The following is a 23,819-nucleotide window of genomic DNA, read 5'->3' on the forward strand; positions in this document are numbered from 1 at the left end:
GGTGGCGCCGGTCTCCGTCCGGCGGACCCGGCCGGCCGGGGCGTCCGGTGGCGGTTCGGCCACCGGTGGGCCGGCCATCGCGGGGTGGTCCGGGCCACCCCTGGAAGTCCGGTCACTGCGCGCCCGTCCGCCCGCCCCGCGCCCGTCCGCCCGCCCGGTCTAACCCCCGATCGCCGCGTCCAGGCGGGACATGATCAGGTCGCCGACCACGGCCGTCGCCGCGCGGTAGCCGCCGCTGGCCGCGTGGACGAACTGCTCGGCGAAGCCCATCGCGTTGCCCGCGGTCCACACGCCGGGCACGGTCGTCAGGCCGGTCGGGTCCACCACGGGGTAGGCGCCGAACGGGGTCTCCCGCAGCTCCGCACCCAGCCGCTCCATCAGGCCGGTCTGCGGTACGGCCCTGGGCGCGACGAACAGCACGGAGCGGTCGTGCACCGTGCCGTCCGCCAGCCGGACCCCGGTGAGCCGGTCCTCCTCGACCCGCAGGCCGGCCACCGCACCCGGCACCACCTTCACCCGGGCCGCGGCGAGCCGGCGCAGGTCCTCGTCGGACAGCTCCGCCTCGGCGACCGTGTCGAGGAAGAGCGTCACGTCGTCCGACCAGTGGGACACCATCAGCGCCTGGTGCACGCCGAGCGGGCTGGTGGCGAGCACGCCGAAGCGCTCGTCGCGCACCTCCCAGCCGTGGCAGAACGGGCAGTGCAGTACGTCCCGGCCGTACCGCTCGGCCACACCGGGCACCGCCGGGAGCTCGTCCCTGAGCCCCGTGGTGACGATCAGCCGGCGGGCGTGGACGGTCCGGCCACCGGCCAGCTCCACGGCGAACTCCTCGCCCCGCGTCACGTCCACGGCCCGGTCGCGCACGAGCCGCACGCCGTACCGCGCGATCTCCTCCCGGCCGAGCGCGAGGAACTCGGCGGGCGGCATGCCGTCGCGGGTCAGGTAGCCCTGCATGTGGTCCGAGGGCGCGTTGCGCGGCTCACCGGCGTCGACGACCAGGGTGCGCAGCCGCGAGCGGCCGAGGACGAGCGCGGCCGAGAGCCCGGCCGCGCCGCCACCGACGACGACCACGTCGTACGTGCCCGACAGGTCCTCCTGCGCCGTCTCCGCCGTCTCCGCCAGATGCTTCTCCGACAGGTCCTTGTTCCGGGTCATGGTGACCACCTCCACCCGCAAGGTCCCTCGAACCCGTCGGTATTGACAAATGAACTTGCCGGTTCTGCAATAAGTGCATGACCACTGCAGACGACGTCCTCGCCGGTGTGGGACCGAGGCTCCGCCAGGTGCGCAAGGAGCGGGAGGTGACCCTGGCGGCGCTCTCCGAGACCACCGGCATCTCGGTGAGCACCCTGTCGCGGCTGGAGTCGGGCCTGCGCCGGCCCAGCCTCGAACTGCTGCTGCCGATCGCCCAGGCCCACCAGGTGCCGCTGGACGAGCTGGTCGGCGCCCCGCCGGTCGGCGACCCCCGGGTGCGGGCCAAGCCGATCGAACGCCACGGTCGCACCCACTGGCCCCTCACCCGCCAGCCGGGGGGACTCCAGGCGTTCAAGGTGCTGGAGCCCCGGCGCAAGGAGGAACCCGACCCGCGGACCCACGAGGGGTACGAGTGGCTGTACGTCCTCTCCGGCCGGCTGCGGCTCGTGCTCGGCGATCACGACGTGGTGCTGTCGGCGGGCGAGGCCGCGGAGTTCGACACCCGGGTGCCGCACTGGTTCGGGTCGACGGGGGAGGGGCCGGTCGAGTTCCTGAGCCTGTTCGGACCGCAGGGTGAGCGCATGCACGTCCGGGCGCGGCCGTCCCAGTCCTGACCTGCGGCCACGGGCGACGACCGCGCGCACCTGTTCCCTGATCGGCAAGCGACCGCTTAGTATGCGGTGGACCCGGACGGACGACGCAGTCGGTGGAGGCCCCGCATGCAGGCATGGCAGGTGCACGAGAACGGCGAGCCGCGCGAGGTGATGCGCCTCGCGGACGTGGCGCCGCCGACCCCCGGCGAGGGCCAGGTGCTGCTGAGGGTCCGCGCCGCGAACATCAACTTCCCGGACGCCCTGATGTGCCGGGGCCACTACCAGGTCAGGCCGCCGCTGCCGTTCACGCCGGGCGTGGAGATCTGCGGCGAGACCGAGGACGGACGCCGTGTCCTCGCCAACCCGGCGCTGCCGCACGGCGGCTTCGCCGAGTACGCCGTCGCCGACGCCCGCGCCCTGCTGCCCGCCCCCGACGCCCTGGACGACGCCGAGGCCGCGGCCCTGCACATCGGGTACCAGACCGGGTGGTTCGGCCTGCACCGCCGGGCCCGGCTGGAGGCCGGCGAGACGCTGCTCGTCCACGCTGCCGCCGGAGGGGTCGGCAGCGCGGCCGTGCAGCTCGGCAAGGCCGCCGGCGCCACCGTCATCGGTGTCGTCGGCGGCCCCGGGAAGGCGGCCGTCGCCCGCGAGCTGGGCTGCGACGTGGTCGTCGACCGGCGCGGCGAGGACGTCATCGCCGCGGTGAAGGAGGCCACCGGCGGCCGGGGCGCCGACGTGGTCTACGACCCGGTGGGCGGCGAGGCCTACGCCCAGTCCGCCAAGGTCGTCGCCTTCGAGGGCCGGATCGTCGTCGTCGGCTTCGCCAGCGGCACCATCCCCAGCCCCGCGCTGAACCACGCCCTGGTGAAGAACTACGCCGTCCTCGGCCTGCACTGGGGCCTGTACAACACCAAGGACCCCAAGCTGGTCCAGCACTGCCACGAGCAGCTCACCGAGCTGGCCGCCCGGGGCGCGATCAAGCCCCTGGTGAGCGAGCGGGTACCGCTCGACGGGGCCGCGGACGCCGTCCAGCGCGTCGCCGACGGCACGACGACCGGCCGGGTGGCCGTCGTCCCTCAGAAGGGAGCCGCAGCATGACCGACGCAGCGGAACTGCGCCGTCTCACCAAGGAGTTGCTGGCCGCCAGTCCGCCGGCGACCACCGACCGCCTGGACTTCCTCCGGGCCCGTTTCGACGCCGGACTCGCCTGGGTGCACTATCCCGAGGGCCTCGGCGGACTCGCCGCCCCCCGCTCCCTCCAGGCCGTCGTGGACGCCGAGCTGAAGGCCGCGGGCGCCCCCGACAACGACCCCCGGCGCATCGGCATCGGCCTCGGCATGGCCGCCCCGACCATCCTCCACTACGGCACCGAGGAGCAGAAGCGGCGGCTGCTGCGCCCGCTGTGGACCGGCGAGGAGGTCTGGTGCCAGCTCTTCAGCGAGCCGGGCGCCGGGTCCGACCTGGCCGCGCTCGGCACGCGGGCGGTGCGCGAGGGCGAGGACTGGATCGTCAACGGGCAGAAGGTGTGGACCTCCAGCGCGCACAGCGCCCGCTGGGCCATCCTCATCGCCCGCACCGACCCGGACGTGCCCAAGCACCGGGGCATCACCTACTTCCTGTGCGACATGACCGACCCCGGCGTCGAGGTCCGGCCGCTGCGCCAGGTCACCGGCGAGGCCGAGTTCAACGAGGTCTTCCTCACCGACGTCCGCATCCCCGACTCCCGCCGCCTCGGCGAGATCGGCGACGGGTGGCGGGTCGCGCAGACCACGCTGAACAACGAACGCGTGGCCATCGGCGGCACCCCGATCCCGCGCGAGGGCGGCATGATCGGCAAGATCGCCGCCACCTGGCGGGACCGCCCCGACCTGCGCACCCACGACCTCCACCAGCGGCTGCTCGGCCTGTGGGTCGAGGCCGAGGTCGCACGGCTCACCGGCGTACGGCTGCGCCAGCAGCTGGTGGCCGGCCAGCCGGGCCCCGAGGGCGCCGGCATGAAGCTGAACTTCGCCCGACTCAACCAGGAGATCAGCGGCCTGGAGGTCGAACTCCTCGGTGAGGAGGGCCTGCTGTACGACGACTGGACCATGCGCCGTCCCGAGCTGGTGGACTTCACCGGCCGCGAGGCCGGGTACCGCTACCTCCGGTCCAAGGGCAACAGCATCGAGGGCGGGACCAGCGAGGTCCTGCTGAACATCGTCGCCGAGCGCGTGCTGGGCCTGCCCGCCGAGCCGCGCACCGACAAGGACGTCGCATGGAAGGACCTCGCCCGATGAGCGCACAGTCGGAACCCGGTCTGCTCTACTCGGAGGAGGAGGAGGCGCTGCGCGCCGCCGTCCGGGACCTGCTCACCGACCACTGCGAGCCCGCCGGTGTCATCGCCCGCGCCGAGTCGGCCGCACCGCACGACGTGTCGCTGTGGAAGGCGCTCTCCGGGCAGATGGGCCTCGCCGGCCTCCTGATCCCCGAGGAGCTGGGCGGTCAGGGTGCCGGCCACCGGGAAGCCGCGGTGGTGCTGGAGGAGCTGGGGCGCGCGGTCGCTCCCGTGCCGTACCTGACGAGTGCCGTGGTCGCCACCGAGGCCCTGCTCGCCTGCGGGGCCGACGACCTCCTCACCGAGCTGGCGTCCGCGACGGCCATCGCCGTGCTCGCCGTCGGCCTGCACGGCGCGCCCGGCCGTGCCGTCGACCGGGTGCGGCTCGAAGAGGGCGTCCTGCGCGGCGAGCTGACGGGAATCGCCGACGCGGCCGTCGCCGACGTCCTGCTGGTCCCGGCGGACGACGGGGGCCTGTACGCGGTCCGCGCCGCCGAGGTGACCGTCACCCCGCAGACCTCCCTGGACCTGACCAGGCCGGTCGCCCGCGTGACCCTCGACGGCGCCACCGGGCGCCGGCTCGGCGACGCCGAGGACGCGGTGCGACGGGCCCTGCGGACGGGCGCCGGGCTGCTCGCCTCCGAGCAACTGGGCCTCGCCGACTGGCTGCTGACCGAGACGGTCCGCTACCTCAAGGAACGCAGGCAGTTCAACCGGCAGGTCGGCGGCTTCCAGGCGCTCAAGCACCGGCTCGCCGGGCTGTGGCTGGAGGTCGCGGGCCTGCGCGCCGCGGCGCGCAACGCCGCCGACGCGCTGGCGACCGGTGCGGACACCGACGTCGCCGTCGCCGTGGCCCAGGCGTACGCCGGCCGGGTCGCCGTCCACGCCGCGGAGGAGGCACTGCAACTGCACGGCGGTATCGGCATGACGTGGGAGCACCCGGTCCACCTGTACCTGAAGCGGGCCAAGGCCGACTCGATCGCGTACGGGACGGCGGGGGCCCACCGGGAGGCGCTCGCCGGGCTGGTCGAGCTGCAAGCCCCCTGACGCCTGCCGTCCGGCACACGGCCTGCCCGCCCCTCCGGGGGCGGGCAGTTCGCGTACCGACCGCTCCGCCGAAGTGAACGACCGGCGGCAGTCCGGCCAACTCCGCGCAGGGCCCTGCTTCCCGGGGGTGTCGGGACCCCATACTCACAGGCGTCCCGTACGGCCCTTCCAGGGAGGCAGAGCATGGCCCTCACCACCCGACGCAGAGCCCTCACCACCCTCGGCGCCGCCCTCACGGGGGCGGTCGCCCTGCCCGCCGGCACCGCGCTGGCCGGCGAAGGCGGGCGCGGACCGCGCCCGTTGTGGCGGGCCCACGCCCACAACGACTACCTGCACCCGCGCCCCCTCCTGGACGCCCTCGACCACCGTTTCGGCAGCGTCGAGGCCGACATCCACCTGGTCGACGGTCAACTCCTCGTCGCCCACGACCCGGAGGACCTCGACCCCGGCAGGACCCTGGAGTCCCTCTACCTCGACCCCCTCGCCGCCCGGGTCCGCGCGCACCACGGCCGGGTCCACCCACGGGACCGCCGGGCCCTGCAACTCCTGATCGACATCAAGACCGAGGGGGCGTCGACGTACCGGGAACTCGACCGCCGGCTGGGTCGCTACCGGCACCTGTTCACCTCGTACGCCCACGGCCGGGTGTTCCACGGCGCCGTCACCGCGGTGATCTCGGGCGACCGCGCGGCCCGCGCGCCGATGGAGGAGCAGCGCACCCGCCTAGCCTTCTACGACGGTCGCCTCACCGACCTGGGCACCTCCGCGCCGGCCTCCCTCGTACCGCTGATCAGCGACAACTGGACGGTCCACTTCACCTGGCGGGGCGTGGGCGCCTTCCCGGCCGCCGAGCGGCGCAGGCTGCGGGACATCGTCGGCGCGGCACACGCCCGCGGGCAGCGCGTGCGGTTCTGGGCCACCCCCGATCTGGCGGGGCCCGCCCGGGACGCCGTGTGGACCGAACTGCTCGCCGCCGGCGTCGACCACCTCAACACCGACGACCTCGCCGGCCTGGAGGCGTTCCTGGACGCCCGCCGGGACGCCTAGGACGCCCGGGCGGCCGGGGGACCGGCGGCCCGGGACATCGGTCGGCGCCGCGGGACACCACTCGTTCGGCGGACAGGTCAGCCGCCCGGACGAACCCTCCGCTACGCCACACTTGCGGCCGAACGCCGCGAAGCGGACGTGGCGGAGGAGGTTGACGATGGCCGTTTCCATCTCTGTGGTGCTGTTGCTGTCCGTCCTGGCGGTGATCTTCCTGCGGAACGGCGGGCTCAAGGTCTCGCACGCCCTGGTGTGCCTGCTGCTCGGCTTCTACCTGGCCGGCACGAGCATCGCGCCGACCATCAACAGCGGCCTGACCGCGACGGCGGACATCGTCAGCGGCCTCAGGCCGTGACGGACGGGCCGGGCGCCGCGGCGGCTAGGCGTCGACGACGCGGGAGCGGATGAGGAACCGCACCCCCTCGGGCGCCTCCAGCGAGAAGCCGCTGCCCCGGCCCGCGACGACGTCCACGGTCAGCCGGGTGTGGCGCCACGCCTCGTACTGACTGCGTGACATCCAGAACGCCACCGGTTCCTCGACGCCGTCGATCACCAGTTCCGCCAGCAGCACGTCGGCCGCGCCGGTGCGGAACTCGCCGGCCGGGTAGCACATGGGGGCGCTGCCGTCGCAGCAGCCGCCGGACTGGTGGAACATCAGCGGACCGTGTGCCTCGCGCAGCCGCCGCAGCAGGACGGCCGCGTCGGGCGTCACGGCGACGCGGGGCGTCTCCTCGTGTGTGTCGGGCATGCCCCACATGCCAGCACGGCGAAGGTTGCGTGAGGGTTGCGCCCGCCCCACCCGGACCCTCCCGCACGAACCGATTACATCTTTTGACATACCTATTTTCCCATAGCTAATATTGTCGGGTGACCGACTCCAGCACCCCTCGCCGGGACCTCGACCGTGTGGCCTCCGGGCTCGCGGCGTGCCTTCCCGCGCTGCACCGGGCGCTGGACCGACAGGTCGCCGCGCGGTACCCGCATCCCAAGCCCTCGGAGAGCCAGCTCGCCCTGCTGCGGTTCGTCGCCCAGCGCGAAGGCGCCACGGTGCGTGAGGCGGCCGAGGCCCTGCTGATGAAGCCCAACAACGTCAGCGCCCTGGTCTCCCAGCTCACCGACCGGGGGGACCTGGAGCGCAGGCAGGACGACGCCGACAAGCGCGTCGCGCACCTCCACCTCACGGCCACCTCCCGGCAGCGGCTGTCCGAGGTGCGGGACCTGGAGACCGCGTTCATCCGTGACGCCCTGACCTCCCTCACCGAGGGCCAGCAGGGCGCGCTCGGCTCCGCCCTGGACGCACTCGACGCGTTGACGCGGCACCTCCACCCCGCCCGCTGACCGGGCGGTACCGGCCGCTCCCGCCGGCCGCGGGCACACCGACGTGCCCGCGGCCGGCCCGCCGTGCTCCCGAAGGCCGTTCCGGCCCTCCGCGGCACTGCTGAACGGGCCGCTCCGGCCCCTCGCACCACCCCTGAACCTGGAAGAGAAGGCACACCCATGCCGCCCACGTCCGTGGACCACCCCGCCGCGCCCGCGGCCCCGCCCGCCCCGCCCGCGGCCGGCCGCCTGCGGTCCAACCCCTGGCTGACCCTCCTCGCGGTCGCATTCGGACTGTTCATGGTCCAGCTCGACGGCTCCGTCGTCGCCATCGCCAACCCCGCCATCGGCAGCGACCTCCAGGCGTCCACCGCCCAGTTGCAGTGGGTGACCAACTCCTACCTGCTCGCCCTGGCCGCCACGCTCATCCTGGGCGGCAAGCTCGGCGACCGCTTCGGCCGGCGCACCTACTACCTCGTGGGCGTCGCCGGCTTCACCCTCGCCTCGATAGCCATCGGCCTGTCCGGGTCGATCGAGGGCGTCGTCGCCTTCCGCGCCCTCCAGGGCGCCTTCGGCGGGCTGCTGATGCCCAACACCCTCGGTCTGCTCCGCTCCGTCTTCCCGCCGAGGAAGTTCGGCATGGCCGTGGGCATCTGGGCCATGGTCTCCGCCGTCGCGACGGCGCTCGGGCCCATCGTCGGCGGTCTGCTCGTGGAGCACGTCGACTGGGAGTCCGTCTTCTACATCAACGCTCCCATCGGCATCGTCGCCATCGTCTTCGGCGCCCTGGTCCTCCCGGAGAGCCGCAACGCGGCCGGCCGGGAACGCTTCGACGTCCCGGGCCTCGTCCTGCTGGCGCTCGGTCTGCCGGCCGTCGTCTTCGGCGTCGTCAAGGGCGAGACCTGGGGATGGACGTCCGCCGGCACCCTGGGCTCGGTGGCCGCCGGCCTCGTGCTCCTGCTCGTGTTCGGCTGGTACGAGACCCGCGTCGAGCACCCGCTGCTGCCGATGCGCCTGTTCCGCAACCGCGCGCTGACGATCGGCGCGATCATCACCGCGCTGAACTTCTTCGTCATGCTCGGCGTGATCTTCTTCGTCATGCTCTACCTGCAGAACGTACGCGGTTTCACGCCGGTCGAGGCAGGGGTGCGGACACTCCCGCTCAGCCTCGCCTCGCTGGTCGCCTCGCCCCTGGGCGCGGCCCTGACCCAGCGCTTCGGACCCCGGCTGACCATGCCGCTGGGCATGCTGCTCCAGGCGGCGTCCTGCTTCGGCATGCTCGCCTGGCAGACCGACTCCTCCTACGCCACGATGTGGCCGCCGTTCATCGCCCTCGGTCTCGGCGTCGGCATGGTGATGTCCGCGTCCTCCGACGCGATCGTCGGCAACGCCCCCGTACGGGACGGCGGTGTGGCCGGCGGTCTCCAGGCCACCACTCTCCAGATCGGCGGCGCGCTCGGCACGTCCGTGCTGGTCTCCCTGATCAGCGGCAAGGTCGGCTCCACCCTCACCGGCGAACTGACCGGCGCGGGCGTGCCCCCGGCCATGGCCCACGGTCTGCTGGAGGCGAAGGACGCCGTGGCCATGGGCGTGGCGCCGGTCTCCGGCGACATGCCGGCCGGCCTGCGGGCGGCCGTGGTGGAGGGCAGCGGGCAGGCCTTCATGAACGGCGTGCACGTGGCGGTGGTCGTCACCGGCGTGCTCTGCGTGCTCGGCGCGGTCCTCGCCGCGACCGGTGTCCGGCGCACCGCGGAGCGGCCGGCGGAGCACTGAGGAACGGTACGGCGGTGCCCCGCGAGCCGAGGGGCGCCGCCGACGGTGGTCTCAGAAGTCCCCGGCCGCGGTGCGCGGGAGCACCGTGACCCGGTGGTAGTTGCAGCCCGAGGGCTGGTCCGAGGGCGGCCTGGTCTGGTGGGCCTTGAGCGCGATGCTCACCAGGCTCAGCAGCAGGTCGACATCGGCGTCGCAGTCCAGGTGCACGGTCACCCACCGGGAGCCGGGGACCATGCGGATGGCGGTGGAGCCGCCCAGGTCGTACTGGAACCGTTGGATGGCCCGGTGGGTGAGGTGGAGGTCCACGTCCCGGTCCGAGTGGAAGTGGACTATCTCGTCGCGGACGGAGCGCAGCGCCCGTCCGGTTCCGCAACTGGCCTGACCCGCGGTGAGGTCGGGCCAGGCTTGCAGCCGCTCAAGGGCGCGCTGGGCCAGAGTCATGACCCCATCGTCGCCCGATCACCGCCCCGCAACCAGAGGTTGAGCGATTCGTAACCGGCACGTGAGGTCGTGCGGCACGTTCGGGGTGCGGGGGAGACGCCGTACGACCGGGTACGGTGCCTCCCCCGAAGGTGTTACGGCGCCACGCAGCCGATCGTCCCCGCCGGGAAGTCGTTGCCCGTGGACGTCGCGGTGAACCCGAAGGTCACACTGCCGTCCGGTGGGACGACCCGGTTGTGGTCCACGTTGCGGACCTTGACCGTGCCGTCGGTGCCGCGGGTCAGCGATCCGTTCCACACGCCGCCGAGCGTGGTCCCGCTGCCCGGCTTCCACTGCACGGCCCAGCCGTTCAGGGGCTCGGTGCCGTGGTTCATGACCTCCACGGAGCCCTGGAAGCCGCCGCTCCAGGAGTTCTGCACGGTGTAGACGGCCATGCACGAACCGGAGTGCGTGGGCGGGGGAGTCGTCGGAGGCGTGGTCGGCGTCGGCGTCGGGCTCGGCGTGCCGCCCGCACCGCGGATGCCGGTCACCTCGCCGTTGCCGCCGTCGAAGACGACGTCGGAGCAGGAGAAGAAGTTCTCCTGGCTGTCCGAACGCACCCACTGCATGAAGATCAGGGCGTCACCCGACCGCCCCGAGGGCAGTGCCAGGTCCCAGTAGTAGTGCCCCCCGTCGGCACCCGCCGAGCCCCGCTGCTGCGGGTTGGTCACCGTCTCGATCAGCTCCAGGTCGTCCCAGCCCAGCTCGGACGTGGGGGACCAGCCGGGCTTGGTCAGGTAGACCCGGAAGTCACCCGGGTGGGCCGCCCAGTTGCTGTAGTTCACCTGGATCGTCCGGCCGGACGTCAGGTGCGTCCGCGGCCAGTCGGCACGGGCCGCGTTGTAGCCCCGGAAGTCGTACGGGGACCGGTTGCCGGCGCTGCACAGGGTGCCGTCCGGCACGTAACCGGCGCCGCGTCCGCCCGCGTTGGAGTCGAGGACGGCGAACCAGTTGTAGAGCGCCGTCGAGCCGCTCTGGTCGAGGGCGCTCCGGCACGCGGGGTTCGTCGGGTCCAGGGCGCCGGTGCCGGTCTTGGCGTCCAGCTGGCAGAGGTAGGTACGTGAGCCGGGCATCATCGCCACGCCGTGCGCCTCGGCCCGCCCCTGCCCGAGCAGGAAGGTCACGCCGAGCGCGCTGAGCAAGGTGGCCAGGATCGCCGCAAGGGAGATGTATCTGCTGCGTAGTGCCATGGAATCTCCTGTTTCAGGTGCCGAGTCTTCCGGTCGTTAATGATCAGGGCATGACAATCAGGGCGTGCCGATCGGTTCCGCCGTCGCGGGGGTGGCGCGGTGGAGCCCCTCGCCCGTCCGGGAAGGCGCTTCGTCCGGACGGGCGAGGGGGGCGGTGGGGCGGGGCGGTGGGGCGCCCTCGGCGCGGCCGCTACGACACGGCGCAGGCGGTGCCGTTCAGCCGGAAACCGTCAGGCTCGGCGAACGCCCCGCCGTGGGTGCCCTGGAAGCCGAACGACAGGCTCGCGCCGGGTGCGATCCGGGCGTTGTGTCCCAGGCCGGTGGCGGTCAGGGAGCCCGTGGACGGGGTGACGGAGGCGTTCCAGGCGTTGGTGACCCGCTGGCCGGAGGGCAGGGTGAAGGCGAGCCGCCAACCGTCGACGGGGGACTGCCCGGTGTTCTTGACGGTGACGTCCGCGGTGAAGCCGTTCTGCCAGACGCTGGTCCCGTAGGTCACCGCGCACGCCACCGGCTCGCCGGGGTTGCCGGGATCGGGGTTCCCCGGGCCGCCGCCGGTCTCCACGGAAGAGGAGAAGGAGTTGACGGACAGGCCGGCGCCGTTCTGCCAGGGCTCGAAGCCCGCCTGCACGCTCGTCAGGTACCAGTCGTCCTCGGCGAGCCCGCGGGCCACGGTCGCCCGGACGAAGTCCATGACGTCGAAGTTCCAGCTGGAGATCGCCGACGGGGCCACGAAGGAGAGCACGTCGTTGGCGCCGTTGCTCCCCGTCCACATCTCCCAGGTCCGTCCGCCGACGGTGGTCGTGCCGACCGGCGAGCCGATGGGCTGGATCGGGCCCACCCGGTTGAACCAGATCATGATCTCGGTCCGGTTGACCCCGTCGGTCCGGGGGGTCGGGTCCAGCCAGATGTCGTACGAGGCGTTGTAGACGGCGTTGCCGACATAGCCGTAGGAGATGCCGGAGGGCGCCTTGGAGATGGTGTCGAGCCGGGCGGGGAGGTTGGTGCCCGGCGAGCAGTTCGTGTAGTGGCAGCCGTTGAAGACCGACGGGTACGACTTCGGCGCTCCGTTGGTCGGCACCGAACCGTCGGCCTGGGCGACCCGGAAGCCGGTGTCGGTGGCGGTGACGCACTGGGTCGCGCTGGAACCCCAGCGGTTGTTCTGGACGACGTACCGTCCCTGGATCGTCGTCGTCCCGAACGGTTCGCACAGCGTGGTGTCGGCCTGGGCCGGCGCCGCCGCGGTCACCAGGGACGCGACGACGGCGAGAGTCGCGACGACCACGCCGAGAAGGCCGCGCGCGGTGCGTACTTGGGGCCGTAACGGTCGCATGGGGGCCTCTCCGGAGGGTGCGGGGGGAAGGGAGGGCCGGGGCGGGAGCGCTCCCAACTCCCCACTGATGGGAGCGCTCCCACTTACCGGTTGATTGGGGACTGTAGAAGCGGTTCATGTTCCTGACAAGACTGTGCGCGCAGGAGCCGTCGAAGGATTTTCGAAGCCGCAGGTGGGAGGCGTGGGCCGGAGCGGGTTGCCGGGAGCGCTCCCGGCAACCCGCGTCACGCGGAGTCGCGCAGGACCAGTTCCGTACGGAGGATGACGTGCCGCCAGGCGACGGACGACTCCTCGCGCTGCTCCATCTCCTCCAGCAGCAACCTCACCATGGTGCGGCCGATCTCCTCCAGCGGCTGACGGACCGTCGTCAGCGGCGGATCGGTGGGCCGGGCCGGATGGAAGTCGTCGAAGCCGATCACGGCGACGTCCTGCGGGACCCGCCGGCCCGCCGCGCGCAGCGCGTTCAGCGCCCCGGCCGCCATCGTGTCGGAGGCCGCGAAGACCGCGTCCAGCTCGGGGTGGCGGGCGATCAGGTCGGCCGTCGCCCGGCGGCCGCTCTCCTCCGTGAAGTCCTCCCCCTCGACGACGAGCGAGGCCCTGGCCTCCACGCCCGCCAGCTCCAGCGCCTCCCGGTACCCGCGCAGTCTGCACTGCGCGACGTACATGTCGAGCGGTCCGCTGATGGCGCCGATCGTCGTCCGGCCGCCGTTCAGCAGGTGGGTGACCGCGCCGCGTGCGCCGCCGGCGTTGTCCGCGTCGACGTAGGTGACGCTCTCGTCGCCGGAGCGCCGCCCCAGCATGACGGTGGGCAGCCCCGCCTTGGCGAGCAGGTCGGGCAGCGGGTCCTCGGCGCGCACGGACATCAGCAGCACGCCGTCGACCCGGCCACCGCGGGCGTACTCCACGAAGCGCTGCCGCTCGGTGTCCGTACGGACGAGGGTGAGCAGCAACTGCACCGGGGTGTCCGTGAGGGCGTCGCCCACGGCGTGGACGACCTCGGAGAAGAACGGTTCGCCGAACAGCCGCCAGTCCGGCTCCGTCATGACCAGCGCGACGGCGTCCGCACGGTGCCCGGCCAGGGAACGGGCCGCGAGGTTGGGGACGTACCCCAGTTCGACGATGGCCTGCTGCACGGCACGGCGTGTCGAATCCCGCACGCCGGCCGCGTTGTTGATGACCCTGGAGACGGTGCCCCGTCCGACGCCGGCGAGCGCTGCCACCTCTTCCAGCGTCGGGGTACCGGGTCGCTGCCTGCCCACGTCCGCCTCCCCCTCACGAGATCGTTCGATACTACGGCGACCCGCTCGGGTTCGGCGGGCCGATCGCGAGGGTGGACCGGAGAGCGTGCGGGGTGGTCGGGGTGGAGCGGGACCGTCCGGCGAGCGACACGCCGAGCCCGAGGGCTCACCGCACCCGCTCGGAGGGGGCCACCCGGGCCGGCGTCGCCCGTGGGCGTCGGCTGCCCGGCCGTCAGCCGTCCAGGCGGACCGGCATCAGCAGCGAGAACGTCGACTCGTCGTCGGGCCTGCGGATGGCGAGCGGCGCCGTGGGAGCGCCGAACTCCAGGGCCAGCCGCTCCCGGCCGCCGGCCGCCAGCGCGTCGAGCAGATACCCGCGGTCGACCGCGACGTCGTCGGGGTGGTCGTCACCGTCCCCGCGGACGGTCACCGTGCCGTCGTCGGCCACCCGCACCACGCTGACGTCGCGCGGCGCGCCGTCCTGCTCGCGCCCCTCGCCCGCGCGCACCGGGCCGGACTCCAGCGCCTCACGGAGGGCCGGCACCTCGACGAGCGTCCGCCGCCCGGCCGGCAGGTGGACGAGCCGGCGGTAGTCGGGGAAGTCGTGGGCGAGGCACTGCCCGGTGGTGCGCCCACCCGCCGTCTCCAGCGTCACGCTGCCGCCGTCCACGGCGAGGCCGGCCGGCTCGTCGCGGCCCAGCAGGGCACGCATCGCGTCGGCGAGCGGGACGGGCACGACGGCCTGGACGCGCGGTGCGTCGTGTGTGCCGGCGTCCACGCGGGCGACGGCCATCCGGTAGCGGTCCGTGGCGACGAGGTGGAGCGCGTCGCCCTCCAGGTCGAACAGGATCCCGCCGAGCACGGGCAGGCCGGGGTCGGTGCCCGCGGCGAACCGCACGGCGTCCAGCCCCGCGGCCAGGGCCGGGGCGGGGACCGACAGCCGCACGGAGGCGGTGGACGAGGACGTGGTCATGGGATTCTCCCTCTGGTCGAGTAGCGCTCGGAGTGCGGAGATCTCGCCGCGGGCATCGGCCAGCCCTCGTTCCAGGCGGTGCAGGTGCGCCTCCAGGAGGCCCCGCACCAGGCCCGTGTCGGCGCCGGACCACCCGGCCAGCACCAGGCGGACGTCCGCAAGCGGCATGCCCGCCCTGCGCAGTCCGGCCAGCAGCCGGGCGTCGTCGGTCTGCTCCGGGGCGTACCAGCGGTACCCGGTCACGGGATCGACCCGGGCGGGGACCAGCACCCCGGCACGGTCGTAGAACCGCAGGGCGCTCACGCCCAGGCCGCTGGCGCGGGCCGTCTCCCCGATGCTGCGCATCTCGTTCTCCACATCCGTGACCTTGGGCCCTTGACCAGGTCGAGGGTCAACCTCGACGCGATCCACGTCCACGACCTGGGTCACACCCGCGCCCCGGGCCACCCCGGCGCGGCTCCCCGAAGCTGCCCCTGCGCATCGTCGTCGAGGTGCCCGGTCCCGGGTCGTGACGCCCCGCCGGAGCCGGTCCGCCCGCCGCCGGTCGTGCCTCGGAACGCGCCGGTAGGGTGTCCGCATGATCAGACGCCCCCCGACACTCGAGGATGTCGCGAGGCAGGCGGGTGTCTCCCGCGCGACCGTATCCCGCGTGGTCAACGGCATCCGCAACGTGGACCCCGCCATCCAGGAAGTGGTCCGGGAGGCGATCGAGCGGACCGGTTACGCGCCGAACAGCGCCGCCCGTGCCCTGGTGACCCGGCGCGCCCAGACCATCGCCCTGGTCATCTCCGGCGCGGCGGACGACGCCGGGGACGAGCAGACGTTCGCCTCCCGCGTGCTGACCGACCCCTTCTTCGGCCGGATCGTCGGCGGGGTCGTCGGGTTCCTGCGGCCCCGGTCGATGTACCCGGTCCTGATGTTCGCCGAGACCGCGGCCGCCCGGCGGGAGGTGACGGCGTACCTCCGGCAGGGCGGCGCGGACGGCGCGCTGATCTTCTCCACCCATGCGGAGGACCCCCTGCCCGCGCTGCTGGCGGCCGAGCGGCTGCCCTGCGTGCTCTTCGCGCGCCCCGGCTCACCGGTCCCCGTCAGCTACGTGGACCTGGCCCACCGGGAGGGCGCCCGGCTGGCCGCCGAGCACCTGCTGGCGCGTGGCTGCCGGCGCGTCGCCACCATCACGGGGCCGCTGGACCTGCCTGCCGCGCAGGACCGGCTGACCGGGTTCCGGGAGACGATGGAACGGCACGGCCGGACCGACGTCCCGGTGGCGGAGGGCGGGTTCACCGCCGCCAGCGGTGCGGCGGCGATGACCCGGCTGCTCGCCGAGCACCCCGAGGTCGACGGCGTGTTCGCGGCCAACGACGTGATGGCCCGGGGCGCCTGCGACGCCTTGCGGGAGCAGGGCCGCAGGATCCCGGACGACGTGGCGGTGATCGGCTTCGACGACTCCAGCGCGGCGGTCGCCGCCCAGCCGCCGCTGACCACGGTCCGCCAGCCGCTGGAGGAGATGGCGGCCACCATGGCGCGGCTCCTCCAGGAGGAGATCGAGGGAGCGCCCCGCACCGAGCCCACCGCCGTGATCTTCGACCCCGAGCTCGTGGTGCGCGAGTCCGCGTGAGTGGCCTGCGGGCTGCCGCGGGTGCGGTGGCCCGCGGCCCGGACGTGCCGGCACGAGGAGGCGGGGAGCGGGAGAGCCTCTTCGGCCCGCCCGGCAGCAGGCCGGACAGACGCCGCACAACTCGTGCCCGGTGCCGTGGGGGAACGGGGTCGCGCCGAGCACCACGCCCCGGTGGCCGGTGACGGGTCCCGTGGCCCGTGGCCGTGGTCAGGGGCCCGTGGTCAGGGGGTGGCCTCCGTGGCGTCGAGGGCGTCGAGGGCGTCGAGTAGACACGGTGTCACATGCTCGCGGACCCAGGCGCATTGCTCGGGCGAGGCGGCGCGGGGCACCGTCTCGACCAGCATGATCAGGTACAGGTAGCAGCGGTACATGGCCAGCCGCGTACGCACCGAGGCGTCGAACCGTGCGACACCCCCTGCCGCCGCGTAGCCGCGCAGGAAGTCCCGGTCCGTCTCGATGTCGCCGAGCAGTGCGAGCGAGACGAAGTCGGCGACCGGGTCTCCCCAGAACATGCGCTCGCCGTCGACGACGCCGCCGACGGCCCGTTCGCCCGGCGCGCCGTGGACGAGCAGGTTGCCGTTCCACAGGTCGAAGTGCACCGCGGCGGGCCGTTCCACGTCGTCGAGCACGTCCGCGACCGCGGCCAGCCGTTTCCGGAGCCGCTCCGGCGGCTGCGGCAACCGGACGCCGTAGCGCGCCGCGTCGTCGAGCACGGCGTCGGTCATCGCGGTGAAGGCCTCGCGCCAGGTGGGGGCGAGCGGGCCGAGGGCGCCGCTCGGACAGCCGAAGCCGGGTCCGGTGGCGGTGTGGAGGCGGGCGACCACCCGGCCCAGTTCCTCCCGCATCCGGGAGTGCTCCGACGCCGTGAGGTCTCCGGCGAGGTCCGACCACGGTGTGCCCGGCCGCGTGGTCGTGAGCAGCCACGGTCCGCCGGCGGGGCCGGGGACGAGGTCCGCCCGTACGACCTCGGGGACGTGCGTGTCCCCCACGGAGCGGGCGGCCGCGCAGAAGGCGGCCTCGGAACGCAGCAGGTCGCGTTCGTACCGCAGTCCCGGGGTGTCCCGGCGTGGCGGTACCTTCAGCACCCAGTCCCGGCCGTCGTGCAGAACGACCCGCAGAACCGTGTTGTAGGTGCCGCCGGCGAGGGGCACGATCCGTGCCAGGTCGCCGCGGGACACGCCGGCGGACGCCAGGACGGTGGGAAGGAGGGCGGGGGAGCCGGAAGCGGGCTCCGAGCCCGACGCGTGAGTGTCCAAGGAGGAGTCCTTCGGTGCGGCGCCGGACGCGGTACGGCGCGGTACGGATCCGTGGGGCGGCACCGCACGGAGGCGGCGGGACGGCCCGCCCGGCTGATCGCGGGTGCACGGAAGCAGGGTGCCGGCTGAAAGGTACGGCGGCCTCCAGGGTCGGGGACGTCGTCGAGATCTCCGTACCGCGGAGACCCGACGGCCTCGTGGGCCGGGGTGAGCGCTACGGGGTCGGCCGGGGCGGTGGTCCGAGCATCGGTACCAGGAAACGCCGGGCCACGGCGCGCAGTTCCGCCTCGTCGTCGAGGTCGACCACCTGGCTGGGGATGACCAGGAAGGAAGCGGAGACGCGGACCATCATCTCGGCGACCAGGCCGACGTCCACGTCGTCGGTGACGTGCCCCGCGGCCTGCTCCCGCCGCAGCCGCGACGCGACGAAGCGCTGCACCACGGCCAGGGTGCGGCCGCCGTCGCCGGTCATCGACGGGACGACGGCATCCGGTTCGACGGTCATGAGGCCCCCGATGAGACGGTTGCCGCGGAAGGCGCGCAGGGAACTCACGAAGCCCAGGACGACTCGGTCGGCGACGGTCTCGGCCTCCTGGATGTCCACGATGAAGCGGTCGAAGTACCGCCTGAACTCACGCCGTACGACCTGCGCCACCAACTGGTCCTTGGTGGCGAAACGACGGTAGGCGGTGATCCGGGAGACACCGGCCAGGCGCGCCACGTCCACCATCGTCGAGCGCTTGACGCCCATGCGGCAGAACTGCTCGTACGCCGCGTCGAGCAGTCGCGCGGAGACCTCGTCGTCGCGCTCCGCCCCCTCGACGGCCTCGGCGAACGCGCTCTCCAGGACGGACGGAGCGCCGGGCGACCCCATGAGGGCCAACAGGTCAGGTTCCACGGCCGCCTCCCCGATTCTGCGCAGCCTCTGGCGATCAACGCGCCTTTGTGCTCCCCTGATGCAACAACGACGCACTGACTGTTTCATCGTATCAATCCGAACGTCGGTCCCCCAGAACTCGAGGAGTTCGCAGCGATGGACGATCTCAGCAGGCGCAAGATGTTAATCATGGGAGGTGGGCTCGGGGCGCTCGGGGCGGTCGGAGCCGCCTCGCCGGCCCGGGCGCGGGCCCTGTGGACCTGGGCGCCCAGCGGTTCGGTCGCGGGGAAGGGTGCAGGTGTCGATCCCGAGTGGGTCTGGGACGAGGAGGCCGATCCGGTCCTCGCCGCCGTGATCGACCGCGGCGACGTGCCCAAGGTCAACGCGGCGCTGCGGCAGTGGACGCGCAACGACCAGCCGCTGCCGCCCGGACTCCCCGCGGACCTGCGCGACTTCATGGAGAAGGCGCGCCGGCTGCCGTCCTGGACCGACCCGCGCAAGCTCGACGCCGCGGCGCGGTTCACCAAGAAGAAGGGGATCTACACCGGCGCCCTGTACGGGCTCGGCAGCGGGCTGATGAGCACGGCCATTCCGCGGGAGGCGCGCGCCGTCTACTACTCCAAGGGCGGTGCGGACATGAAGGACCGCATCGCGAAGACCGCCCGGCTCGGCTACGACGTCGGGGACCTCGACGCCTACCAGCCGCGGGGCGGGATGATCGTCACCGCGGTGAAGACCCGGATGGTGCACGCGGCCGTACGGCACCTGCTGCCGCAGTCGCCCGGCTGGTCCCGTACCAGCGGCGGGCAGACGATCCCGATCAGCCAGGCCGACATCATGGTGACCTGGCACAGCCTCTCCACGTTTGTCATGAGCAAGCTAAAGGACTGGCGGGTGCCGGTCAGTTCCGCGGAGTCGGACGGCTTCCTGCACGTGTGGCAGGTCACCGCGCACATGCTGGGTGTCCTGGACGAGTACATCCCCGCGTCCTGGGACGAGGCCGACGCCCAGTCCCGGCAGGTGCTGGACCCGATCCTGGCCTCCACGCCGGAGGGCATCGAGCTGACCGACGTGCTCCTCGACATCGTCGCCGAACTCGACGCCGGCCTCACCCGGCCGCTGATCAACGCGTTCTCCCGGTACACGCTGGGCGACCGGACCGGGGACCTGATCGGGCTGGACCGGGAGCCGTTCTGGCAGCCGGTGATCAGCGGCGCCTGGCCACTGCTGGTGGCCTTCCGCGAGGGGCTCATCCCCCTGCCGCTGATCCCGCAGGCGGCCTGGGCCGTGGAGGAGGCGATCCGCAAGTTCGTCCTGCTCTTCCTCTCCGAGGGGCGGCCCATCGACCTGGAGATACCCGACGCCAACCGTCCTTCCTGAGCCTGACCACCGGTGCGCGGGGCATGTCGTCGCGACGTTCCCCGCGCACCACCGCACTGGCCACCGCCGAGTCCGCCGCCACCGGTCGCCCCACTCGGGGGCCGGCGTGACTCCTCACCACGAATCCGGGGTCGAGACGATGACGACATCACGCACCACCCGAACGTGCGGGTCGCGCACCACCCGAACGTGCGGGTCGCGCCCCGACCGGGCCGGCGGGCGGGCACGGCCGTCGACGCGGAGCGCGGGGGCCCGCCGGTGACCGCCGCCGACCGTGCGCCGCGGCAGGGCTCGGAGGCACAGCCGTTCGCCAGGAGGCGCTTCCTCGGCTGGGTGCTGGCCGCGCCCACCCTGACGACCGCGGCCCACCTCGTCCCCGCCCCCCGGGCCGGCGCGGCGGGCGCCCCGCCACCGGCGGCCGCCTCCCGGGAGACCCCCTCACCCGGGATCCCCTCGCCCGAGATCACGGAACTGATCGACCTGAACGACGTGATGACCGCCGCCGCCCTGCCGACGTCCGGCCTGATCAGGGTCGAGGTGAACGAGGACTCCACCGTCTCCTTCGCCCTGCCGCGGACCGAGGTGGGGCAGGGCATCACCACGTCGACGGCCATGCTGATCGCCGAGGAACTCGGCGTACCGCTCGCACAGGTGCACATCACCCTGGCCGACGCGCGGCCGGAACTGCTCTTCAACCAGCTCACCGGCGGATCGAACACCACCTTCTCCACCTACACCCCGATCCGGGTCGCCGCCGCCCTGGCCAGGAACCGGCTGCTCGCGGCGGCGGCCGCGGAATGGGGGGTCCCCGCGTCCCGGTTGACCCTGAAGGGGGGACGCGTCACCGGCCCCGGCAACCGGAGCACCGACATCGGGCCCCTGTCCCGCAAGGCCGCCGGCGTGCGGACCGAGCAGGTCGCCGTGACCCTGAAGCCACGCGACCTGTTCACGGTCATCGGCAAGCCGCACGGCCGCCTCGACGCCCTGGCGGCCGTCACCGGACGCAAGACGTTCACGCTGGACCTGGAGGTCCCGGACGCCCTGCCGACCATGGTGTGCCGGCCCCCGACGATCAACGGCAGGGTCGGCACGGTGTCCAACCTGCACGAGGTCCTCGCCCTGCCCGGCGTCACCGACGTCGTGGCGATCACGACCGGGGTCGCGGTGCGCGCGACCACCTTCGGCCGGTGCATCGACGCCGTACGGGCGCTGCGGGTGCAGTGGAGGCCCGGCAGCGCCGAGGGCAAGTCCGACGCGTCCGTGCTCAGGTCGCTGGCGGCGGCCGAACTGCCGCTCGGGCCACCGCCGCTGACGCCGTACGTGGAAGAGAAGTTCACCTTCCACTTCCGCAGCAACAGCGCGCTGGAGCCGAACGCCGCGATAGCCGACGTCCGCGCCGACCGCGCCGAGATCTGGTCGAGTCTGAAGGCCCCGATCGTCGCCAAGCAGGCCATCGCCGCCCGGCTCGGCCTGGCGCCGAGCGCGGTGAAGGTGCACGTCACCGAGGGAGGCGGCTCGTTCGGCCGCAAGCTCTTCTTCGACGCCGCGCTGGAGGCCGCCGAGGTCTCGCAGCGGATCCGCAAGCCGGTGAAGCTCATGTGGCACCGCGCGGACGACTCCCGCCAGGGGCGGACGCACCCCATGGCGACCTCACGGGTGCGCATCGCCTACCTCGGCGGCACCGTGCTCGGCTACCGGCAGCGGCACACCAGCGTCGCCACCGACCTCGGCCACGGCCTCGGGGAGATCTTCACCGCCCTGGCCGCGCAACTGCCGGTGGGCGACATCGGCTTCGCGGAGACCTTCTTCCAGCTCTCCCAGTCGATGCCCTACGACTTCGGCGTCAACAGCCGCCTGCTGAGCGAGACGGACAGGGGCTTCAACACCGGCAGCATGCGCAACGTCTACTCCCCGGACGTCACCTGCGCCCGCGAACTCCTCGTCGACCGGCTGGCCGGCCGGATGGGCAAGGACCCCTACCGGTTCCGCCGCGACTTCCTGCGGGACGACGCCGCCCGCGCCGTACTGGACCAGGCCGCCGAGGCGGGGGACTGGGGCAGGAGCATGCCCGCCGGGACGGCGCAGGGCATCGCCTTCCACTCCGAGTACCACTCCGCCAGCGCCGTGCTCGTCGAGATCGACTGCCGCCCCGAGACGGTCGAGCGGCCTGTCCGCGACGGCGTCACCGGCCCCCGGGTCACCAAGGCGGTGATCGTCGTCGACGTCGGTCTGGCCGTCAACCCCCGCGGGCTCGAGGCCCAGATGACGGGCTGCCTCATGGACGGGATCGCGCTGACCCTGACCTCCAGCCTCCACCTGCGCGACGGCGCCTTCCTGGAGGCCAGCTGGGACAACTACTTCTACACCCGCCAGTGGAACACGCCCCCCGAGCTGAAGGTGATCGTGATGCCGGCCACCGGCGACCGGCCCGGCGGCGCCGGTGAACTCGGCGTGGCCGCCTCGACGGCCGCGGTCGCCTGCGCGTACGGCCGCGCCACCGGGACGATGCCGACGGTCTTCCCCGTCAACCACGGCACGCTCTCCTTCGTCCCCAAACCCACCGTCCCGCCCGTCCCGGCCTCACCCACCGACGGCCTGGACCACGTCCGCTGAACCCCTGGGAGTTCCCGTGCCTGAGCACACGTTCCTCCTCAACGGCGAGCAGGTCACCGTCGAGGCCGCGGACGACGAACGGCTGCTGTGGGTCCTCCGGGACATCCTCGGCGTGACCGGGCCGAAGTACGGCTGCGGCATCAACGTCTGCAAAGCCTGTACGAGCCACCTCAACGGCCGGGCCGCCAACCCCTGCGCCATCCCCGTGAAAGACCTGCGGCCCACCGACGAGGTCACCACCATCGAGGGCCTGCCCGCCACGGTGGGGGCGGACCTGCACCCCATGCAGGAGGCGTGGATCGACCTGGACGTGGCGCAGTGCGGTTACTGCCAACCCGGCCAGATCATGGCCGCCGTCGCGCTGGTCCGCCGCGTCCGGGAGGAGGGCCGTTCGGTCACCGAGGCAGACCTGGACGGCATCCGCAACATCTGCCGCTGCGGCACCTACCCCCGCATCCGTGAAGCGATCAGGGCAGGCGCCCGCGCCATGTGACCCGCAGCGGGAGACCCGACAGAGACCCGACAGAGAGGGAGGGCCCCGTGTCCGCCCGCCGTACACCACTCGTACTCGTCACCGTGGCCGCCGTACTGCTCGCGGCGGCGGCGATCGTGCGCTTCGTCGTCGCCCCCGCCGCGACGAAACTGCCCGACGACACCGACCAGACGGTCCACTACGCGGGCCGCGCCACCCTGCTGGACGCCGAGGCCCTGGGAACGGGGGACACCGCGCACGCGCTGAGACCGGACGTCCCCGTGAGCGTCGAGCGGCGCGTGCGCGCCGTCTCCACCCACGGTGACACCGCGCTCGTCGAGGACACGCTGACCGTCACCGCCGACGGACGGTCCCTCCCCAGCTCGAAGACCTACGCCGTGGACCGGCGGAGCAGGGAGGGCACGGCCCCACCGTCCGCGACGCCCGTCGAGCCCTCGCGGGGCGCGTTGAGTTCCGCCTTCCCGCCGGACGCGGCGCGGGACGACTCCCACACCTACTACGACTCCACGACACGCTCGATCGTGCCCGTTCGCTACACGGGCTCCGCGCAGCGCGAGGGCCGCACGGTGAACGTCTACGAGATCACGGTCTCGGCACCCGTCAAGGACCCGGAAGTGCTCGCACCGCTGCCGAAGGCGCTGCCCAGGAAGCTCGTCGCCGGCCTCGGGCCCGCGCTCGATCCCGCCGCCCGGGCCCGCCTCACCCCCGAGGCCCTGGCCGCGCTGCCGGACCCCGTTCCCCTCACCTACGTCTGCCGGTCGAAGCTGGTGGCCCACATCGACCGGCAGACCGGGATAGCCATCGACCAGACCGTCGACCGTACGATCCTGGCGGCCACCGGGACACCGGGCGCGACGACGGCGCCTCTGCTGCCGGTGTCCGCCCTCACCTTCGAGGTGACCCCCGACAGTTCCGCGGACCTCGCGGACGAGGCGTCCACGGCCGGCCGGCTGCTGACCCTGATGACGGTCACGGCGCCGCTCACCCTGCTCGCCGTCGCGGTCGCGCTCGTCACGACCGCCGCCGTTCTCGCCCGGCGCCGACACCGCGCCGAGGGGAACGCCCCTCCCGGCGACCCGACATGAGGTG

General features: G+C 73.2%; 22 protein-coding genes. 13 read left to right on the plus strand and 9 right to left on the minus strand.

The window, feature by feature from the left end:
• Positions 1-159 precede the first annotated feature (159 nt).
• The gene (locus tag AC07FV_RS12800) at positions 160-1,155 is read right to left on the minus strand and encodes an NAD(P)/FAD-dependent oxidoreductase (RefSeq protein WP_479086845.1); all 996 of its coding nucleotides are present in this window, start codon (positions 1,153-1,155) and stop codon (positions 160-162) included.
• A gap of 77 nt (positions 1,156-1,232) precedes the next feature.
• Here AC07FV_RS12800 and AC07FV_RS12805 point away from each other — a divergent pair, with 77 nt between their 5' ends.
• The 6 genes from AC07FV_RS12805 to AC07FV_RS12830 all read left to right on the plus strand — a co-directional run bounded on the left by AC07FV_RS12805 (position 1,233) and on the right by AC07FV_RS12830 (position 6,547).
• Positions 1,233-1,808 (plus strand): helix-turn-helix domain-containing protein, encoded by a 576-nt coding sequence (locus AC07FV_RS12805; protein ID WP_479086847.1) that lies wholly within the window; start codon positions 1,233-1,235, stop codon positions 1,806-1,808.
• Positions 1,809-1,913: 105 nt separating this feature from the next.
• Complete coding sequence (locus AC07FV_RS12810) at positions 1,914-2,885, plus strand: NADPH:quinone oxidoreductase family protein (RefSeq protein WP_479086849.1); 972 nt, start codon at positions 1,914-1,916, stop codon at positions 2,883-2,885.
• On the plus strand, positions 2,882-4,063 hold the full coding sequence (locus AC07FV_RS12815) for an acyl-CoA dehydrogenase family protein (protein WP_479086850.1): 1,182 nt from the start codon (positions 2,882-2,884) through the stop codon (positions 4,061-4,063). The genes AC07FV_RS12810 and AC07FV_RS12815 overlap by 4 nt, the downstream gene beginning before the upstream one ends.
• Positions 4,060-5,148, plus strand: coding sequence for an acyl-CoA dehydrogenase family protein (locus AC07FV_RS12820; RefSeq protein ID WP_479086852.1), 1,089 nt, complete (start codon positions 4,060-4,062; stop codon positions 5,146-5,148). Before AC07FV_RS12815 ends, AC07FV_RS12820 begins: the two co-directional genes overlap by 4 nt.
• Before the next feature lie 183 nt (positions 5,149-5,331).
• Complete coding sequence (locus tag AC07FV_RS12825) at positions 5,332-6,195, plus strand: phosphatidylinositol-specific phospholipase C/glycerophosphodiester phosphodiesterase family protein (RefSeq protein WP_479086853.1); 864 nt, start codon at positions 5,332-5,334, stop codon at positions 6,193-6,195.
• 157 nt (positions 6,196-6,352) lie between these two features.
• The gene (locus tag AC07FV_RS12830) at positions 6,353-6,547 is read left to right on the plus strand and encodes a hypothetical protein (protein ID WP_356606513.1); all 195 of its coding nucleotides are present in this window, start codon (positions 6,353-6,355) and stop codon (positions 6,545-6,547) included.
• A gap of 24 nt (positions 6,548-6,571) precedes the next feature.
• On the opposite strand, the gene AC07FV_RS12835 is transcribed toward AC07FV_RS12830, so the two are convergent.
• Positions 6,572-6,940 (minus strand): DUF779 domain-containing protein, encoded by a 369-nt coding sequence (locus tag AC07FV_RS12835; RefSeq protein WP_479086855.1) that lies wholly within the window; start codon positions 6,938-6,940, stop codon positions 6,572-6,574.
• Between the two features lie 119 nt (positions 6,941-7,059).
• On the opposite strand from AC07FV_RS12835, the gene AC07FV_RS12840 reads away from it, so the two are divergent.
• Together AC07FV_RS12840 and AC07FV_RS12845 are read left to right on the plus strand one after the other, a co-directional pair.
• Positions 7,060-7,530, plus strand: coding sequence for a MarR family winged helix-turn-helix transcriptional regulator (locus AC07FV_RS12840; RefSeq protein ID WP_479086857.1), 471 nt, complete (start codon positions 7,060-7,062; stop codon positions 7,528-7,530).
• A 159-nt stretch (positions 7,531-7,689) separates the two neighbouring features.
• Positions 7,690-9,282, plus strand: a complete 1,593-nt coding sequence (locus AC07FV_RS12845) for a DHA2 family efflux MFS transporter permease subunit (RefSeq protein WP_479086859.1) — start codon at positions 7,690-7,692, stop codon at positions 9,280-9,282.
• A gap of 51 nt (positions 9,283-9,333) precedes the next feature.
• On the opposite strand, the gene AC07FV_RS12850 is transcribed toward AC07FV_RS12845, so the two are convergent.
• From AC07FV_RS12850 to AC07FV_RS12870, 5 genes are all read right to left on the minus strand, one after another.
• Complete coding sequence (locus AC07FV_RS12850) at positions 9,334-9,723, minus strand: luciferase domain-containing protein (protein WP_479086860.1); 390 nt, start codon at positions 9,721-9,723, stop codon at positions 9,334-9,336.
• A gap of 134 nt (positions 9,724-9,857) precedes the next feature.
• Positions 9,858-10,952, minus strand: a complete 1,095-nt coding sequence (locus AC07FV_RS12855) for a lytic polysaccharide monooxygenase (RefSeq protein WP_479086862.1) — start codon at positions 10,950-10,952, stop codon at positions 9,858-9,860.
• A 190-nt stretch (positions 10,953-11,142) separates the two neighbouring features.
• Positions 11,143-12,282, minus strand: a complete 1,140-nt coding sequence (locus tag AC07FV_RS12860; RefSeq protein WP_479086863.1) for a glycoside hydrolase family 12 protein — start codon at positions 12,280-12,282, stop codon at positions 11,143-11,145.
• A 224-nt stretch (positions 12,283-12,506) separates the two neighbouring features.
• On the minus strand, positions 12,507-13,541 hold the full coding sequence (locus AC07FV_RS12865) for a LacI family DNA-binding transcriptional regulator (RefSeq protein ID WP_479086865.1): 1,035 nt from the start codon (positions 13,539-13,541) through the stop codon (positions 12,507-12,509).
• A 211-nt stretch (positions 13,542-13,752) separates the two neighbouring features.
• Positions 13,753-14,838, minus strand: a complete 1,086-nt coding sequence (locus AC07FV_RS12870) for a DNA polymerase III subunit beta family protein (protein WP_479086867.1) — start codon at positions 14,836-14,838, stop codon at positions 13,753-13,755.
• 232 nt (positions 14,839-15,070) lie between these two features.
• On the opposite strand from AC07FV_RS12870, the gene AC07FV_RS12875 reads away from it, so the two are divergent.
• A complete protein-coding gene (locus tag AC07FV_RS12875) occupies positions 15,071-16,111 on the plus strand; it encodes a LacI family DNA-binding transcriptional regulator (RefSeq protein ID WP_479086868.1) in 1,041 nt (346 codons plus the stop codon).
• 221 nt (positions 16,112-16,332) lie between these two features.
• Here AC07FV_RS12875 and AC07FV_RS12880 read toward each other — a convergent pair whose 3' ends face one another.
• Both AC07FV_RS12880 and AC07FV_RS12885 read right to left on the minus strand, forming a co-directional pair.
• Positions 16,333-17,367, minus strand: coding sequence for a phosphotransferase family protein (locus AC07FV_RS12880; RefSeq protein ID WP_479086869.1), 1,035 nt, complete (start codon positions 17,365-17,367; stop codon positions 16,333-16,335).
• 214 nt (positions 17,368-17,581) lie between these two features.
• Positions 17,582-18,265: a TetR/AcrR family transcriptional regulator gene (locus tag AC07FV_RS12885; protein WP_479086871.1), complete on the minus strand. Its 684-nt coding sequence runs from the start codon at positions 18,263-18,265 to the stop codon at positions 17,582-17,584.
• Between the two features lie 135 nt (positions 18,266-18,400).
• On the opposite strand from AC07FV_RS12885, the gene AC07FV_RS12890 reads away from it, so the two are divergent.
• From AC07FV_RS12890 to AC07FV_RS12905, 4 genes are all read left to right on the plus strand, one after another.
• A complete protein-coding gene (locus AC07FV_RS12890; RefSeq protein WP_479086873.1) occupies positions 18,401-19,624 on the plus strand; it encodes an oxygenase MpaB family protein in 1,224 nt (407 codons plus the stop codon).
• Positions 19,625-19,882: 258 nt separating this feature from the next.
• Positions 19,883-22,237: a molybdopterin cofactor-binding domain-containing protein gene (locus AC07FV_RS12895; protein WP_479087359.1), complete on the plus strand. Its 2,355-nt coding sequence runs from the start codon at positions 19,883-19,885 to the stop codon at positions 22,235-22,237.
• Between the two features lie 16 nt (positions 22,238-22,253).
• Positions 22,254-22,730, plus strand: a complete 477-nt coding sequence (locus tag AC07FV_RS12900) for a (2Fe-2S)-binding protein (RefSeq protein WP_479086875.1) — start codon at positions 22,254-22,256, stop codon at positions 22,728-22,730.
• Between the two features lie 47 nt (positions 22,731-22,777).
• On the plus strand, positions 22,778-23,815 hold the full coding sequence (locus tag AC07FV_RS12905) for a porin PorA family protein (RefSeq protein ID WP_479086876.1): 1,038 nt from the start codon (positions 22,778-22,780) through the stop codon (positions 23,813-23,815).
• The last annotated feature ends 4 nt before the right edge of the window (positions 23,816-23,819 follow it).

The organism is Streptomyces sp. NPDC045956 (assembly GCF_056430705.1).